At 30.4% G+C, this 17,997-nt stretch carries 18 protein-coding genes; 2 read left to right on the top strand and 16 right to left on the bottom strand.

The annotated features are described in order from the left end of the window. Positions 1-86 precede the first annotated feature (86 nt). The 10 genes from MLC52_RS05480 to MLC52_RS05435 all read right to left on the bottom strand — a co-directional run bounded on the left by MLC52_RS05480 (position 87) and on the right by MLC52_RS05435 (position 9,550). Positions 87-1,280: an ATP-binding protein gene (locus MLC52_RS05480; RefSeq protein WP_434581565.1), complete on the bottom strand. Its 1,194-nt coding sequence runs from the start codon at positions 1,278-1,280 to the stop codon at positions 87-89. Positions 1,281-1,384: 104 nt separating this feature from the next. Next, a complete protein-coding gene (locus tag MLC52_RS05475) occupies positions 1,385-2,317 on the bottom strand; it encodes a helix-turn-helix transcriptional regulator (protein ID WP_434581564.1) in 933 nt (310 codons plus the stop codon). A 2-nt stretch (positions 2,318-2,319) separates the two neighbouring features. Continuing rightward, the gene (locus MLC52_RS05470) at positions 2,320-3,249 is read right to left on the bottom strand and encodes a 5'-nucleotidase (RefSeq protein ID WP_434581563.1); all 930 of its coding nucleotides are present in this window, start codon (positions 3,247-3,249) and stop codon (positions 2,320-2,322) included. Between the two features lie 55 nt (positions 3,250-3,304). Further along, complete coding sequence (locus MLC52_RS05465; protein ID WP_434581562.1) at positions 3,305-4,129, bottom strand: SIR2 family NAD-dependent protein deacylase; 825 nt, start codon at positions 4,127-4,129, stop codon at positions 3,305-3,307. A gap of 34 nt (positions 4,130-4,163) precedes the next feature. Next, positions 4,164-4,475: a hypothetical protein gene (locus MLC52_RS05460; protein WP_434581561.1), complete on the bottom strand. Its 312-nt coding sequence runs from the start codon at positions 4,473-4,475 to the stop codon at positions 4,164-4,166. A gap of 325 nt (positions 4,476-4,800) precedes the next feature. Continuing rightward, positions 4,801-6,066, bottom strand: coding sequence for a PD-(D/E)XK nuclease family protein (locus tag MLC52_RS05455; protein ID WP_434581560.1), 1,266 nt, complete (start codon positions 6,064-6,066; stop codon positions 4,801-4,803). Positions 6,067-6,452: 386 nt separating this feature from the next. Continuing rightward, positions 6,453-6,776 (bottom strand): hypothetical protein, encoded by a 324-nt coding sequence (locus MLC52_RS05450; RefSeq protein ID WP_434581559.1) that lies wholly within the window; start codon positions 6,774-6,776, stop codon positions 6,453-6,455. Positions 6,777-6,895: 119 nt separating this feature from the next. Further along, positions 6,896-7,654, bottom strand: a complete 759-nt coding sequence (locus MLC52_RS05445; RefSeq protein WP_434581558.1) for a hypothetical protein — start codon at positions 7,652-7,654, stop codon at positions 6,896-6,898. 421 nt (positions 7,655-8,075) lie between these two features. Beyond that, positions 8,076-9,260 (bottom strand): IS3 family transposase, encoded by a 1,185-nt coding sequence (locus tag MLC52_RS05440; RefSeq protein ID WP_434579643.1) that lies wholly within the window; start codon positions 9,258-9,260, stop codon positions 8,076-8,078. Between the two features lie 65 nt (positions 9,261-9,325). Beyond that, a complete protein-coding gene (locus MLC52_RS05435; protein WP_434581557.1) occupies positions 9,326-9,550 on the bottom strand; it encodes a hypothetical protein in 225 nt (74 codons plus the stop codon). Positions 9,551-9,784: 234 nt separating this feature from the next. On the opposite strand from MLC52_RS05435, the gene istA reads away from it, so the two are divergent. Beyond that, positions 9,785-11,326 (top strand): IS21 family transposase, encoded by a 1,542-nt coding sequence (istA, locus tag MLC52_RS05430; protein WP_434579769.1) that lies wholly within the window; start codon positions 9,785-9,787, stop codon positions 11,324-11,326. Between the two features lie 41 nt (positions 11,327-11,367). Next, positions 11,368-12,120, top strand: a complete 753-nt coding sequence (istB, locus tag MLC52_RS05425; RefSeq protein ID WP_434579771.1) for an IS21-like element helper ATPase IstB — start codon at positions 11,368-11,370, stop codon at positions 12,118-12,120. Between the two features lie 96 nt (positions 12,121-12,216). Here the strand turns inward: istB and MLC52_RS05420 are convergent, their stop codons facing one another. The 6 genes from MLC52_RS05420 to MLC52_RS05395 form a co-directional block, all read right to left on the bottom strand. After that, positions 12,217-12,519, bottom strand: a complete 303-nt coding sequence (locus tag MLC52_RS05420) for a cyclic-phosphate processing receiver domain-containing protein (RefSeq protein WP_434581556.1) — start codon at positions 12,517-12,519, stop codon at positions 12,217-12,219. Positions 12,520-12,535: 16 nt separating this feature from the next. Next, positions 12,536-13,015, bottom strand: coding sequence for a hypothetical protein (locus MLC52_RS05415; protein WP_434581555.1), 480 nt, complete (start codon positions 13,013-13,015; stop codon positions 12,536-12,538). A gap of 27 nt (positions 13,016-13,042) precedes the next feature. After that, positions 13,043-13,486 carry a gamma-glutamylcyclotransferase family protein gene (locus MLC52_RS05410; RefSeq protein ID WP_434581554.1) on the bottom strand — a complete coding sequence of 148 codons (444 nt, stop codon included), beginning with the start codon at positions 13,484-13,486 and terminating at the stop codon, positions 13,043-13,045. Positions 13,487-13,638: 152 nt separating this feature from the next. Further along, complete coding sequence (locus tag MLC52_RS05405; protein ID WP_434581553.1) at positions 13,639-15,066, bottom strand: PcfJ domain-containing protein; 1,428 nt, start codon at positions 15,064-15,066, stop codon at positions 13,639-13,641. Positions 15,067-15,128: 62 nt separating this feature from the next. Further along, positions 15,129-16,604: a DUF2779 domain-containing protein gene (locus tag MLC52_RS05400; RefSeq protein WP_434581552.1), complete on the bottom strand. Its 1,476-nt coding sequence runs from the start codon at positions 16,602-16,604 to the stop codon at positions 15,129-15,131. Next, positions 16,591-17,997 carry an McrC family protein gene (locus MLC52_RS05395; RefSeq protein WP_434581551.1) on the bottom strand — a complete coding sequence of 469 codons (1,407 nt, stop codon included), beginning with the start codon at positions 17,995-17,997 and terminating at the stop codon, positions 16,591-16,593. The genes MLC52_RS05400 and MLC52_RS05395 overlap by 14 nt, the downstream gene beginning before the upstream one ends.

Genomic DNA, 17,997 nt, shown 5'->3' with positions numbered 1-17,997 from the left:
GGCTAAAGATGATTGGGATTTCAGCTATTTGGATATTTAAATTCACTCATCTTCAAATATCCTTTAAAAAATTATAAATTATTTCATCAATACAAAAACCCAAACAACCAAAGGGGTATTTTATTCCCACTGCCTATCCCAGTATCATCTGCCAGCACAAAACTCTCAGAAATATCTTTAATCTGCTTAAAAGTTTTACTTTTACTACCTATTTCAAAGAGATACTTTGCATCAACTAAAAAATCACCCTGTTTTGCAATGTTAAGACGATTTTTTAATGAAACTTGATTTGCAAAAAAAGTCTCTCTAATTGTACCTAATTCACAATTATCACAATAAGCAAAAAGTAAATTTGTATTGTTAAGATAAATCTTGGCTGGCTTATTTGTTTTTTTAATTCCCTTCACATATTCATCTACAAGAATTAGCATCTGTCCATCGTTTAAAAACTCAATATAATCATAAAGTTTTGCTCTGCTAATCTCTGCTGCAGCAGCAATTTTTGTGTAGTTTACTTCAAATGACTTACTTTCGCAAACAACCTCCAAAAGCTTTTTGAGTTTATAGGTATATTTTTGTTCTATTAAACCCAAAGAGGTTAAATCTATGTCTATAGTTAAGTTGATTGTATTAAGTAAATTCTGATAATAAGATGTCTGCTTATCAAAATAAAAAGGATAATAACCTGTTTTAAGGTATGCCTTAAAATCATTGAGAATATCACTATTACTGCGGAGAATAAATTTACTCATATCTATATGATTTTTTATAATATCTTCTACTGTTGTTGCCTCATAAGTAGTTTTATATTTAATCTCAAGATATTCTCTAAAGGAAAATCCATTGAGATTATAGAGTGTTACACGCCTGCTTAGATCACTTTTGGCATTTAAAATGGATGTAGCACTACTCCCTGTAAAAATTACTTTTATTTCATAAAGATCATAAATACTTTTTAAGTACGAACTAAAATCATTATATCTATGTATCTCATCAAGAAGGAGATACTCTCCTCCATCCTCTACAAATTCTTCAACTATTTCAATAAGATCAACACCTGAGAGAAATGGATAGTCCATAGAGATATAAAGTGCTTTTTTGTTCTCTTCTTCTAGCTCTTTAAGGTACTGAAATAGTAGTGTAGTCTTACCAACACCTCGTGCGCCAAAAACCGCAACCATTTTATCATCAAAATTTATCTCACTGTAAAGATACCTTTTGTAAGTAATAGTATGTGCTCTTTTTAATCTGTTTTGATAGGTGAAAAGTTTTTTTAGCATCTTGAGCTCCAAAGTGTAGTTGTCTATAGTCGTTAATAATTATATCAAAAAATTCAATATTTGTATATGGCTATAGACAATTACAATATTTAAGTTTTAAAAGTCTACCTTAGTAAATTACTACTATTTGTCAAATATATTGCCAAATCCTCATGCATTATTTCTTTTACCCATTCTGGTTCCAAGATATGAAGATGTGGTATCCAATATTTTACTAAAGGAAGTATCTCCATCTCATGAGTAATTTTAACACTAAACTCCATTGTTCCATCTTCACTTAGCGATTCTATCTTTTGAGTTGGAAGTGGTCTTCGTTGGAAGTATTTTGTGGCAGCTTTATCTGCATAGAGTTTTACTTCAAATGGCTCAACATCTTCTTGAAACCAGATACTGATTGAATTTTCCAGTAAAGACTCTATCTTACTATCTGTTGTAAATGTTCTTTCAAGAATCTTTGGAGTAGATATATTTTTGAGATAGTACTTTTTTAGAGTATCTCCTCTGAGTGCTATAAGATACCAAAAGCCCTCAAAATTCACTATTTTTAAGGGCTTGAGAACAGTTTTATATTTTGGATGTCTTTCATCATCATACCAGCACTCTACCTCCCTCTTCTCTTTTATAGCACCCTCTAATACCTGAATATCTGCAAGTCTATCGCTGATATCTTCAATATTGAGTTTAGTGTAGATTGGATTAAAATCTTCATTTTTTATTTTTGAGAGAAGCTTGTGTGCTTTTGTGGAGAATTTACCACCAATACCCTCTGTTATCTTCTCAATAATATCTAGGACTATTTCATCTTCGAGTGATTTAGTTTTCTCAACTCGAAAGCCATCTTGCATCTTCCATTTTTTCTTCTCTTGATAGATAGGAAAAGAGACTAGTCGTTCATTAAAATCTCGCTGTATTGTTCTCTCACTTGTATTGAACTCTTTTGCAAGCTCTTTGACTGAGAGAGCCTCTCCATCATTGAGTTTTGAGAGGATGATGGTGAGTCTTGTGAGTATTTTATCGTAGTCGTGTTTGTATGCCATAGCTACACTCCTACTTTTTTAGTTTTTTCTTCTATGCTCTTGTGAATTACTTTTGCACTAGGGACGACAGTTTTAGATTTATCAAGATGAACATCTTGATCATCAAAGAATATATCTGCACCAAATGCTTCAAGTATCTCACTTTTTTCACTACCACCGAGAAAAAAGGCTTCATCTACTCTTACTCCCCATACATTTAGTGTTTGAATCACTCGTTCATGAGTTGGTGCTGATCTTGCTGTTACTAATGCGGTTCGTATAGGAGAAGTTTCATCTGGAAATTTCTCTTGAATTTTAGCGATAGTCAGGAGGAGTTTTGCAAAGGGTCCTCTTTTTAAAGGGTTGTCTTTATTTTTTATCTCATGCTCTATAAAAGCCTCTAAGCCTTTTTCTTTGTAGATAAGTTCAGACTCTTCACTAAAAAGCACTGCATCACCATCAAAAGCGATGCGAACTTGATCTCCCAGTGAGCTATGTATATCTTGGTGGGCTGGGAGGATTTTTGCAGCAGCTACACCGTTTTGAATGGCATTGATTACATCTGAATCATTAGCAGATAGAAAAAGATCTACTTTAAAAGCTTTGAGGTAGTGGGAGATATCTCTTCCACTTGTCCAGCCTGAACGGAGTATCTCAAGGTTATATTTCTCTATTGATTTTGTTATACGAAGAGAGATGGAGGCATTGTTTTTAGAGAGAATGATCACTTCTACTTGTTTCTCCTCTTCACTAAAGTGTTTGTTTATTTTAAGGAGATTTTCTACAAGGCGAAAGGCTGTACCTTTTTCTAAAAGAACATTTTCATTTTCAAGTTGATACTTATAGTAGGCATCAACACCAGATTTTTGGAAAATATCGTTCTCTTTTTCTAAATTAAAAAGTGCTCTTGAACTTATTGCTACTACGAGTTTGTTTTGGAGATTGTATGACATCTATTTTGCTTTTCCATAATAATTATTAAATTGCTGATAAAGTATACCATATTGTTTATTCGTTGATAATGATTTTTTTAATACCATCAAGTCCACCCTCTTTAATGCTATATCCCAAGTAGGGGTTTAAATAATCATCTCTTGGATTGATTCTTATAAGTGTTGCATTTTTATATTTTTTTGCAAGCATCTCTCCATGATTTCTTATGGTTGGGATTGCTATTCCTGCACCTATCTCTATAATTACAATTTTTTCCTGTTTATCTATTACTTCTTCTCGCCATTTGTAGTAACTATCTTCTTGCTTATCGCTTCTTGTGCCAATCCAGTTCCAATCTCCAAACATCAAGATATTTGGTCGTGCAACTGCACCACAATTTGGACATTTTGGGATAGTATGTGCATTAAAAAGTTCCATGTCAATATCTATATTTGCTAAAGGTGCTTCCCATATCTCTTGAGTACAGTTTTTTGAACATTGAAAGTGTTGAATAGATCCATGAACTTCTACAATTTTTTTCTTATCAAATCCAGCTTTTTGAAACTGTCCATCTACATTGGAAGTAAAGACAAAATAGTTATCATTTTTCTTTTTGACCAAATCTAATAACATAGAGAAACCCTCATGAGGAGTAGTCTCTCTATAGAGATTTAATCTATGTCCATAAAAAGCCCAAGCAAGTTGTGGATTAGTATCAAACCATTTAGGGTTTGCCATATCTTCAAAACTCTCTCCTAGCTTTTTTATAGCTGGATATGCTCTCCAAAAACCTTCATTTCCCCTAAAGTCAGGCAATCCACTATCAACGCCCATTCCTGCACCTGCTGTTATGAGTATTGCATCTGTGTTTTTTACTAATTCTATAATTTTGTTTTGCATATTATTTACTCCAGTATTTCACATACATTTATTTTTAATGTTGTACCGTTATACATTCCAATTCTTTATTTTTACTTTTCATGTATATTTGCCAAAATTCATCTTTTGACAACAAAGCTGACTTATCATGTTCATAATCATCCAGTCTTAATATTAAAGCTACATCTTCTTGTTCGGCTTCGCAATCTGTAAAAATTTCTGCATGAATAATATCACGATATATGTGCAAAATGTGAATGTAACTTTTTTTATTGACACTATAATCACATTCCTGCATCAATATATTTAATTCTTCCTCTGTAAAAATTTTTAATAATTTTGGATGATATTTAATTTTTAAACTCATTTTAAAAGACCTTCTATTTTGGCTATCAAAAATCTCTTTGTGTCTTCTATAGATACTTTACTCATTATAAATTCCTCTTTAAGTTTTTAAAATTATAAGTTTTTAAAAAGACAACTTTATGTCTGTTTTTTAAAAAATAGATTCAATATGGGTGTGTAAGTAAAGCTAAAATAATAAAGCTAAATAATTGAGTCCAATCAAAAATTAACTATTAGTTGGAATTAAACACATGAGGTTAGAGATAATAAATGATTTGAAGCTATAACATTGAAAGTTTTATCAGTCACAATGTAAAGTGTGAATTAATACTGTTTTGATAAAAAATTTATTTGGAATTTTTTACTTTTAATATTTCTTCTGCTTTTAAATTAATATTATCAAAAGAAGCTTCATACACTTCTTCAAAGTTAGTTTTTATTTTTTTGAAAGTTATGAAAATATGGTTTGCTACTCTATCTGGTTTTAAATCTAATTCAACTAAGTAATTATCTAAATTTTTGTATATCGTATTATTTCTATTATCTCTAAAATAATCCCACTGCAAAGATGTACTAGTCTTTGGTTTAATATTTTTTAGTTTTGGGAAAATATTTCTTATGTCTTCTAAATTTATATTATTATCATCTTTTAAAAATGCCCAATAAAAACTATTCATATTCTTTTTTTCAAATCTAGCAACAAATTTAATTTTCCAATCATTTTTAAAAATTTCTAATCTTCCATCATAACTATTATTTAAATTGCCAACTACTTGTATTATCCAAGATTCTTTTTTTAAATCAGAATCATTCGTAAAAAGTTCTATTAGTTTTTCAGTTAATATATTTTTAAAAAAATCCTCTTTAATTCTTTTTTTTTGCATCCAAAAATCTTTTGTTAATATTTCTAATATTTCAAAAGTATTTTCATCTCCATCTTTTTTTAAATATTCTCTTAAAGTCATAAGTTTACTCTCATATTGATTTGTAATTTGTTCTATTATATCTTTATATTGAGATAATAAAATTGATAAATTTGTTATATTAGATACTTCATGCATGCATTTATTAATCCAAACAAGCATTTCATCTTGAAAAGATATTTTAGTATATTCTGAACCATTTGAACTTTTTTTAGAAGCATTTTTTCCATTTAATGTTAAGTAATAAATTTTTACCTGTTTTGAAGTGTCTTTATTGTTTCTTCTTAGCAATTCTTCTTCATAATGGCTAATTTGAGATGGTTGATCCTCTGTGTAATGATTAGTTTTCATCTCAATTCCAATATAATAATTTGAACTTTCTATAGTAAAATCTATTCTTCTATTATTATATGTTAAATCTTCTCTTTTAATAGAAATAATATCTCCAAAATCTTTAATTTTTAAAACTTCTTTTATAAAAATATTTAAAAATAAATCATTTTGATTATGTTTTTCTTGAGGGTTTAACAAAGAAAAAATTAATTGCGAATGTAAGCCAACTTCTTCATGCTTGTTTCTTACAATTGATAACATATTATAATCATTAATTCCTCGAAGTTTTTTATGCTCTGTATCTAATAAAAAATCATTAATTTTTTTAAAAAAAGTTTGATATTCATCTCCAAGCATTAGTATCTCTATTATAATTTAATTTTTTTAAACAATAATAATTCACCATAAGAAGCAATTTTTCCATAAGCTAAACTATTTTCTTCAAAGTTTTTAATTATTAGTATATCTTCTGTTATATTAACTTTTTCTTTATTGGAATATTAATTTTTATATTTAATATCTGAGCTTTCGCACCTAATTAATAGCACCGTAGTCGCTGATAAAGGCATTTAACAGCAATTTGTCATATCTCTGGACACATACTTTTCTGTTTTCAAGCCCCCCCCTGTTTAAGGGAGTTTAGAAAAGTCAATATCAAGTGCCAAGAGATATAAGACATTTTATTAAAATGCCTTGTTTTAGTTGTTTCGCATAAATAGTTGACCAAAATTAGGTGCGAAAGCTCAGTTAATATTTAACATCACTTTTTCTTGCAACGATAATGTTGTTTTTACATCCAGGAGATATTCATCCTCAAATTCTCTAAAAAAAAGTTTTCTCTCTTCCTCAAACATTTTGTCATAGTTTGTATCTAAAGCTATAAGTTCAATCGTCTCTATAGTTGCATGAAATTCTTTTGCTATAAAAGCATACTCTTCATGAGAATATTTTGTTAATAGGTATATAACAAGCATTTTATACTTATAATGTTCATCTTTAGTAGGTTCTTTAAGGGTTGCAGGAGCAATTTTAAATGCTTTTCTAAACCTACTTAAAACTTGTCTCATGGAAAATTGCTTACGATAGTAGAGTTCCATGTTTTTATAAGTATGTGTTATTATACATCGCCAACTATTTTGAAAATTCTCAGTTTTAAATTTATAAGAAGCATATATCATATCTAAACTCATTTAAACTGCTTTTTTGTAATATACATTACTACTCTGTCATAAATATCTATAGATAGATTAAAGAATGTTTCCTTTACACCACTTTTAGTATCTGTAGAATTATTATTTTTCATTATTATTATATGTTTCGTTATTTTTTCTATTTTTTCTAATGCTGTTTTTGCTTTTTCCTGTCGCATTTTACCTTCAAAATCAAAAGGCATTACAACTGCTACATATACTTTTTTATTTAATAATTGTAAATATTGTACTATTTCGGGTGTAGTTCCACTACCAACTCCTCCACCTAATGCTACAACTACAAATATTTTTTTGTAATTTTTGACTTTTTTTCGCAATTTATTTTTTGCAATCTCATCAAATATCTGCATGCCACATGCTTCATTTCCACCACATCCAAGCCCCTTTTTTTTATCATAACTCAACAATATCTTATGTTTTGATTTTGTCTGTTTTAATGCTTGAAGGTCACTATTGAGCATAATAAATTTGTGCCTAGAATCTACACTCATTATATCTTGCAGTATATTACAACCACCGCCACCAACACCTACGAAACAACTGCGTTTTATCTGTAAATAATCAACTCTTTGTTGAATATTATTAAGAGTTTCTCTAATCTGATCTACTTTTTTAGTATCACATTGTCCTAAAAGATCAATTTCATAGTTTATATATTTAATTCTATTTGAAATATATATCCACAATTGTATCAATCCAAGGCTAACTATAGCTATTGCTATCCATATATACATTGTTTTTCTCCTGTGTATTCAAAACTTACTAAATTTTACAAGAACTTTATGACAGCATTGTGTCCGCTTATGTGAAAATAGTTATTAAAAAGCAATTTCATATTATTTTTTATAAAATTACTTGTTCTCGATATTGGTATTTTGGGATTACATCAATCCATACTATAGAAATTTGTAAAATTTCATTCCATGCTAGAGATGTATCATCATAAAGATTATGAAAGAGCCAGCAATGGTGCTGATTTAATAATCTTTCATCTTTGAATATACTCGTTGTATTGTGATTTTGATTATCACCTATTCCACCAAGATTCAAATTTTTATAACTAGCTACTAATTGATGTAAAAGATTGTCATTTATAATGCCCCTAAAAATCAAGACAACTTCTCCAGAAATTTAATTTCATCTTCATCTGTTACCCTATGCCACATTTTTTAGATATTCAAGATAAACATTCATTGGTTTTTGATAGTTTATACTTGAATGAAATCTTTTAAAATTATATTTGTGTATATATGCTGCTACTCCTTCTTTTAAATCTTTGATTGTTATATAATCATTTATATAGATATTGCTGTGCTTGAGAGTTCTGAAGAATCTCTCAATTACGATATTATCGATACTTCTGCCTCTGCCATTCATTGATATTTGGATATCATGTTTTTTGAGTAATTGGGTGTGCTCATAACTTGTATACTGGCTCCCCTGATCAGAGTTAAATATCTTAGGCTTAGGATACTTTGCAAGTGCCTCTTGAAGTACATCTGTGGCAAGTGTTGCATCCATACTGTTAGAGATTTTATATGCAAGCACAGCTTTACTGTGCCAGTCGATAATAGCAGCAAGATACATAAACCCACCATTGATGCGAATATAGGTAATATCTCCACTCCACACTTCATTTGGTGTTGAGACATACACTGTTTTTTTCTTGCCGTTTTGAGTCCAGTACTGCTTGAGCAAATATTCATATACTTGATGTTGGGGATGTTTGATACTTGTGACTCTTTTCTTTGTTGGATATATCGCTTGTATCCCTAAAATCCCCATATATTTGAGCACTCTATTTCTTCCAATATTGTAGCCATCCTCTTTGAGTTGTTCATAGATGAGTCGATACCCATATTCTGAATTATCAGTAGCGATTTCATCGATTTTATGGAGTATTTTTATATTCTCTGCACTTATAGGCACGGGGTTATAGTAAAAACTACTTCTACTGACACCAATAAGTTCACACTGCTCTGATATTGAAAGTTGTTTATGCCTGGACTCTATCAGAGCTCTTTTTTCAATCAAGTCCAAGCTCTTTAACTTTCCCACTGCCCACTCCGCCTTTACAGTTGCCTTGCCGAGTGCTTTAGCCAACTGCTCATTTTCAGATTTAAGCTCTTCTATCTCATCTTTATAGGCTTTGGTAGCTCCGCCAACATCAAATGCTAAAGAAGCATTTTCTAAAAACTGCTGTTTCCATTTCCCTAATGATTGTGATGTTACCCCATACTTCGAGGCTAATTGACTTGTTGTCATCTCCTCTTTTAGCATCTCTAAGACTATTTTTGTTTTTTGTTCAGCTGTGTAAGTTTGACCTTTTTTTCTACTCATAATTTCATCTCCATAATTCTTATTATTTTAACTTTTTTGAAAATAAATCTTACTGAATTGTTGTCTTAGATTTTAGGGGCATTATAATTGTCATCATAATACTCAACAATTATTTCTAGTTCCCAATCAGATATATTATTTGCATTGCTTTGTACCATTTTTTGAATTTTTTCATATTCTTGTTTTACTAACAGAGAAATTTTCTTTTCTATAGAGCAAAGTTTGATATTTATTTTATTAATTTTTTCTATGTCGTTTGTTGTATTTTTAATACTATTTGCTTGTTGCACACACCTTCCTCACTTTAAAATAACTTGCAAAAAACGCACCTAATCGGACACCCATAACGTTTTAGTTCGGACACCCGTGACGGTTTTAAATCGGACAGTGATGACGGAAATGATTCGGACACTTTTACTAAAAAAGCGTCAACACAGATTCGTTTAAGAAAGAGATATTTTCTAAATTCAAATACACTCTTTGTAAATTTATTTACAAGGGTGTTGAAAATGAGGATTATATCTATGAGATCAGTTCGTGATATTGTAAAGTACCATAGTATGGGCTTGTCAATCAGAAAGATACATGACGCTACAGGAGTAGCCAAAAGTACCGTTGCAGATTATATCAAACGGTTTAAAGAGCTTGGATTGTCAATAGAGCAGATTGATGTTTTAGATGATGATGCACTCAAACTACAGTTTTTCCCCGATGTAGCCAGTGTCGTTGTCTCACGCAAAGCGATGCCAAACTTCAACTATATCCACCAAGAGCTCAAACTGCGCAAAAAAACCAAAGTGACCCTCTATCTGTTGTGGGAAGAGTATAAAGAGGATAATCCGGATGGGTATCAGTACACCCAGTTTCGCGTATACTACCGCCGCTTCGTCAAAAAACTCAACCCCTCCATGCGCCAGACACACCTTGCGGGTGAGAAGATGTTTGTAGACTACAGCGGTGTTACTATGCCAATACACAACCAAAGAACCGGTGAAGTGGAGTATGCACAGATATTTATAGCCGTACTAGGGGCTAGTGGATACACCTTTGTTCATGCTACCCCAAGTCAAAAACAGGAGGACTTCATCTACTCCCATGTCAAGTGCTATGGGTTCTTTGGCGGAGTGCCAAGAGTGGTAGTTCCCGATAATCTCAAAAGTGCCATCATCTCCAATAATAAAAACGGTATCGTCGTCAATGAGAGCTATGCAGACCTCAATCGTCACTATGGCGTCATAGTAAATCCAGCACGCCCAAGAAAGCCAAAAGACAAGCCAAAAGCAGAACAGGGTGTCCAAGCGATTCAACGCTACATTCTCGCACGCTTTCGTCACCATAAGTTTTTCAGTGTCGATGAGCTCAACGAAGCTATAGCGGAGTTGCTCGATAGATACAATAATAAGATTATAAAACATCTCCAAAAGAGTAGAACAGAGCTCTTTAATGAGCTCGATGCACCCTATCTTAATCCACTGCCTGCAAACAGCTATACCTATAAACAGTTTAAGATCGCAAAAGTGCATCAGGATTACCATATAAGCCTTGAGAAATGCAACTACTCTGTACCTTACAAATATATCAAAGAGGAGGTAGAGGTACGATACTCCACACAAAGTGTCTATATCTACCACAAGAACAGACTCATCGCTACACATCCACGCCTGCGAAGAGTTGGTGAGTGTTCGACACTGCATGAACATATGCCAAGTAAACATCAGTATGTAAACGAGAGTATGAATCCGCAAAGAGTGCGTTCTTGGGCAAAAAATATAGGTGAATTCAGTAGTGTGTTTGTGGAGGATGTATTTGCATCAGTAGAGTATCCACCACAGGCGTATAATAAAATAGTAGCCATCTTATCGTTGGCAAAACTCTATGGTAATACAGAGCTGGAGTTGGCGCTGATGTATGCCACAAAGCACAACACCACAACCACAAAGTCGATCAGATCGATACTCGATAAAAAGCTCTATCTGAGTGAGAGTGCCAATAATGTGCAACCATCATCACACTACGCACTTTTTAACAACCACTCCAATATCCGCGGTGCAGATGAGTACAAATAGAAATAATAATCAAATAATAAAAAGAAAACAAGGACAAAAGAATGAATCACACTACCGTTATCAACAAACTGACAGAACTTGGTTATAAGGGCTTTAAAGAGGCATATTTGCAACAGATGGAGGATATCAACTACGATTCTATGGGGTTTAGTGAAAGACTCTATCAGCTTCTTGATGCGCAGGATATATTTTTACGCAATAAACGCATCATCATGAATCACAGACTCTCAAAAATCAAAGATAAGCAAGCAGCACTCGATGCTATAGATTACACACCACAAAGAGGGATCAACAAAGCACAGATCAGATCACTATCTTCACTCAACTTCATCGATGCCAGACAGAACATCATCATTACCGGTAAAACTGGGACTGGGAAAAGCTATCTCGCTCAAGCGTTTGCCAATAAGGCTATATTTGATGGGTACAAAGCCTACTATGTAAGAACCCCTTCATTGCTTGAGGAGATAAAAATTGCAAGGTTGGATGGCACTTATACTAATCTGCTTAAAAAGTATTCAAGATTTAAACTGCTGATTCTTGATGACTTCGGTGTGATACCTATGGGTGAAGATGATGCAACGAATCTCTTTGAGATCATAGAGGACAGAACGCAGATTAATTCTACAATTATCACTTCACAGCTTCCTGTAAGTGAGTGGTATAACTATCTCAACAACAACACCATTGCAGATGCAATTTTAGACAGAATTGTTCACTCCTCCCATAGGATAGAACTGAGTGGTCCATCGATGCGAAAACTCAAATCGAGCATCAAAACTGACGAATATTAAAAAATCATTCGGACACTTTATGCTAAAATGGCGTTACAGAAAATATTCCCTTTCTTGGTGTCCGATTTAAAACGCGTTGGGTGGCCGGATGCTCCGTCATATGCAATAACTCTCTAAAAGGGTAGTTATTTTCTTACTCCCCTCTGGATTCTGAGAATGAACTTTAAATGTAAAATCATCTGGAAAACAATGGGTTTTTTTTATATCTTGTTGAACAAGCCATTTAGCAAAGTCATAACCATTTTTAAAAGCCTTTCCTTTAATATCAAATCCTAAATCATAATCAAAAGATATGAAATTTGGAATACCAAAAAGTTTTACTACTATGTAGGCTTCTTGATAATTTCTTACTACAACAGTATAATCTTCTACTGGTGTTCTAAGATCATCTAAATACATACTTGTTATTTTGTAATTAATCATTATAATTATCCCATAATGTATATATCATTTTTTCTTTTAATTCTTCATCGATATTTTTTAAATTATTACCTACTGAAATAATACGATGTAAATTTTTTAAATATTTTAAATCTGATGGTATAAAAGTAATTATATTTTCAGATATATTGATACTTTCTAAAAATTCGTAATTTAAAATACCAAGTGGAAAATTTTCTAAAGAATTTCCACTTATATTAATCCATTTTAAATTTTCCATACAAACTATATCATCAGGAATTTCTCTTAAATTATAATTACTTAAATCAAGATGCCTCATTTGTATTAGAAGTTCTTTATCCCGAGGAATTCCTCTGTATTCAGGTTCAAAAATTTCTCCCCAGTTTGGATTGATTTTCTGTGGATTATCAATTTTATATTTATCCGCCCATACCCATAAATTATAGATCCAACTACCTTTTATTACAGTTTTATAATAGTTTCCATTTTTCATTTTTTTCTCCAAGTTAAAGTTAGATTTTTATGTAAGTGCTACTCTTAATGCTTCCAAAAACTCATCGTTTTTTTCTCCTACATATTCAAATTTTGTTGTCCATTTGTTTAGTGAAATATCTTTTTCGATTCCAGTGTTATTAGTTTTAAAATATATAAAAGCATTATAGTTTTTTTCTTTACAAGAAACACTGATTTTTTTACGATAATAGTAATCAAGTGCACCTTCATATATATCAATATCTTCAATTTTTGTACAAGTGAGTTTATATAATTCTCCATATATTGCCCATATTTTTTCTGATTCTATACAATAAGGATATCTAAAAGAATTTGCTGGATGCAAATTATACATATTTATGGTAGTAGCATTTCCAATATAGCAATCATTTTCCAAGCGACTATGATTTCTGAAATTTTTTTTCATCGATCCATACACAAATAAAAAAACTTCTTTTTCTAGTTTTTTCAAAATATCCCCTCTTAATTGATTTATAATTATTTAAAAGTATATTTTATATATTTGACATCTTTGTGTCTGTTTTTTAAAATATAATGATATTAATGGCTAAAACCAATAAATCGATTTTTTGTTCAACCACTTAATTTAAGTTTAATTAATGTCTAATACTCTTTTTTGATGGTTAATTTTTTAGCCCAAGCACTTATTAAAAGCATATCTTGATTATTTATATTGCCATTATATTTTGCTTTTGCTTGTACTATTTTATTATTTTTGATTTCAATTGCATATGCTAGTTTCGATGATATAAATACACCATATATTATGCTTGTTTTATTTTTTATAATACTACTATATCCAGCTATGCAATTATGGAGGTATTCACCCCACAAAGACAACTCATGATAATCTTTTGGTAATATAAATCTAAGATGCTCGATGTCGCCTTGCATAGCAAGTTCATACTCTTCATATTTAAATATATAGTTATTGTTTTTTATAAAAAGAGCATTCTTTCCAATTCTTACTAATTCATTATGAATATTATCTGCATTAAATTTTACTTTTTTAAAATATTTATTAAAAATGTTACTCTTATAATTTGTATAATGCTGAATCATTCTGAATATATCTCTCCACAATAAATATTTCATATCATCCATATCCTTCATAAGAGTTTTTACTATAAGCTTTTGACTATAAAATTTTTGCAACCATCTTAAAAATAATATTCCATTTGAAGTAGAGATATTTTCAAATATTTCTTTTATTAAGTCATTTTCAAGTAATTTAACTATTAAATTTACATCATCAAAACTTCTTGTAATTATAAAATCGCTTTTTATATCATATTCATGCTCTATACTTTTTTGCACATTATTGTAAATAATTTTTTTAATTGATTTAGCTTTATAATTATTTGATAGTTTTATAATAAGGTCATTAATAGTATTAAATTTTGTAATATCAATATCTTTTGAACATAAAAGGAAAAATTCTATTTCACTTTGATGTTTATTTTTTAAAAAATATTTTATCATTTGAAAAGTTTTGACTTCATCGATTTTTATATCTGTTATTTTTGGAAAAAGCCATTTTAAGTCAGGTATCATATTACTTGATATCTCTTTTAACAAAGCATTATTTAAAAGTTTATCCAAATATCTATCTATTCGATTAAAATTATTAAAGATAGGTGTTGTATTTGTTTTCATTTTTCCATCTACATTCAAGAAAATATTACCTAGCAGTTCCTTTTTAAAAGTAATATTATTATCGTCCTTATCATTATATGGTATATATAGATATATTGCCGAACCCCAACCATTTTCAGTTGTAAAAGATTCAATCTTAAAATTAATATTTTTTATTTCGTGAATTAAAAATTTATGTTTTTTAATAGCATCTAATGATAAAAAAAGATCATTAGAACAGTTATAACAAAGAAAATTATTAATTTCATAATAGTTTATATCATTAGAGTAATAGGAGCTTTTTATAATTTGTACATCTCCACAATTGCAGTAAGTATAAATTTTTATTTTTTTTATATCCTTTGATATTATTACCCAACTATTGTTTTTATTCATTTATATACCCTATAAGTTTTTAAAATTATAGGATCTGTAAAAGACAGCTTTATGTCTGTTTTTTATTTTTTTAGTAAGTAATGTAAATTCTCCCAAATCCGAACCATTGCCAAAGTATCTAGCCGGCAATAAGCAAGTAAGTCTTTCTTTATATCAGTTAATTTATTTTTATCTTTAAGTAAATATAAGTTTGCAAAAGTATCCATCGCATCACCACCATTTTGAATACTTCCAAGCTTTTTATAGTCTAGTTCATCATCATCTGGAAACAGTGTAGGCAAAACAACTTTTATGGAGTATTTTCCATTAAATTTTGGATGATAGTAATGTTTGTGCTGAAATGGATGTGCAAGATCTATAAATCTCTTATTCAGAGCTAAAAGCTTATCCCTCAAATCTGAAAAGAGTGAAGCCAAGTTTTTAATCTGTGTTATTTCAAATGATTGGTTAAAAGCGATGATTGAACCAGTTGGTGTAATATCTTTAAGCATATGCTCTGAAAGAGCTCTTCTTGGATCACTATTTTCATCTCCTAAAAACTCTTTATGCTCTAATTTTCCATTTTCATGCAATATATGGAGTGAATACTGAAAAGGCATCTGTGCATAAGGTCGTTGATTGTCAAATCTTGGTATGGCATTTTGAAAAGTCTCAAAATCAAAGAAATTTATAGGATATTCAATCGTGTCTAAAAATTCTTTTATTTTAGGTTTATTTATTTTTATTTTTTTTGACTTATGATATTGTACCTGTAATGATGCATTGGTACCTAAATGAAAATCATCAGGTATGTCATCTATACTTAGTATCCCTTCTTCATACAGTTTCCACTGCTTTCCCATTGCATACGAGAGATTAAAAACAGAGTTCTCTTTAGGTATATGTGCCCAACAATAAGAGCTAAAATCACACAAATAAGGATCACTACAATGTTTACCAATATTAATATCTGGCATATCACGCTCAAGCATCTCTTCCATCTTTAGCAATTGAGACGGTATATCTTTTTGTTTTTCTAAAACTTCATCGGTAATGTCATCAATAGTAAACAACTCTTTAACATCAAGTGCACCCTCTCTAACATACTGATTATTTATATGCACTACGTAAGCACGATTGAGCTTAATGGCATTTGAAAGAGCATACCACTGAATAGCTGTGTCGTTTTTATGATACTCTTTGGTATAAGTGGAAGCTTTTACTTCATAAATATCCCAAGCATCCCCATTTTTTACTAAAATATCAGCCATTGCAAAGATCCCATTCTCTTTAAAAGTCGCCTCATAAATCACTTGAGTATTATTTGCAATAAGCCCTTTGGTTTTTTCAATCATCCCATCAAAATTATCGTTATCAAAAACTATCTCCACACCATTTGGAAACAATTTTTTTGCTAACTCCCCAACTTCATACCCTTTGTTAAATAAAGACTCTTGTGCGCTATCTGGAGTATCGCAAAGCTCTGGTTTGTGTTTGTAGAGCCATAGAGATTTATAGCATTGTAAGCCTCTAATGTATTGTGATTTAGAGAGGGTCATGGTTTAGCTCCTTTTTTAATGCTTTAATAAAATTCAATTCTTCTTGCTTAATCTGTTCTAATGTAGTAAAATTTTCATTCTCAAGGTTTTCAATATTAAGATTTAAAATACCAATTTTATGCTTTTTGTTTTTATTAAGCACTTTAATCTCCTTGCCTTTAATAGGAGATATGAATAGTCCTAAACAAGGCTTATCATTATTTGCAAAGTTGTATAAATAGGTCATCATCTGATATAAATCTTCACGTGATACACCATCTTTTGCTGTTTTACCAAGCTTGTCATACCATTTATATTTTGCATCTAAAATAGCTACAATCTCTCCATCTTTTTCAATAATAATATCTGGTCTAACTTCTCTGTAATTACCTTCTATTAGATATTTTCCACCTCTTTCATTTGGTGAATATACCTCATATTCAGACAAGTTTTTTTGCAAAACTTTTAATAAATAATTCTCCCACAGTTCAGCTATGTCTAAAAAATATGAAAATCCATCACTATTTGAAGCTTGATTATCGCTACTTTTTGATTTACTCTTTATTATCAAAGAACTTAGTTCCATAACTTTTTTATAATAAATATTTAATTTTGAATATCTAATATTTTCGATCTCTTTAAGGTTAACTATTTTTTGTGTAACTCCAAAAGATTCCAACATCAAATCATATTCTGCGATTTCTCCAAGGATTCTCCCAAAACCTTGATCTTTTAGAAGTTTATATACATATCTAATTGTTTGATTTATGGTTGTATCCATTGTTAGTTTTCTATAATCACAATAAAACTTGCTCGCATCAAAAAGATTGTGTTTTATATGTTGAGAGATATTTAATTGTCCTCGATAAGTCGAAAGATTTTTAGATATTTTTTGATACTCTTTTGGTATCTGACTTTTTGTTATTGCTTTATCTAATGTGGCTTTAAACATAATGACTATTAGCCAAAGATTGCTGTTTTGTTTCTCTATTATGCTAGATGAACCTTTAGGTAAATATATGCCATAAGCATAAGAGAGCAAGTAGTTAAATACCTTACTTCCAAACCGTGGTTTTATCACGATATTTACAGTTTTACCTGCTATTTTAGTAGAATAAAAACCTATATAATGAGAAGTATAAAAAGTAGCATTATTAACAACAGCTACTTGTTTCGCATAAAGTAAATTTGAATTATTTATTTCATACCAAATTAACTCATTTATAAAAATCTCTTTATTTTGTTTTTGTGCTAGTGAAAAAAATTCAACTTCTTTATTTGAAACTGAATTTCTAAGCTTATCCACTGCTTGACAATATAATGCAGTTTGGCCCCCTTCACATATATGGTGCTTTTTAAAATATTCAGATTTTATCTCTGCACTGTATTGACTATCTTTTAACTCTAAAATCAT

The sequence above is a fragment of the Sulfurimonas sp. NW15 genome, assembly GCF_051132285.1.
Classification (GTDB): domain Bacteria; phylum Campylobacterota; class Campylobacteria; order Campylobacterales; family Sulfurimonadaceae; genus Sulfurimonas; species Sulfurimonas hydrogeniphila.
Note: the sequence above shows the minus strand (reverse complement) of the source record. Positions and strands in the feature narration are given on the sequence as shown.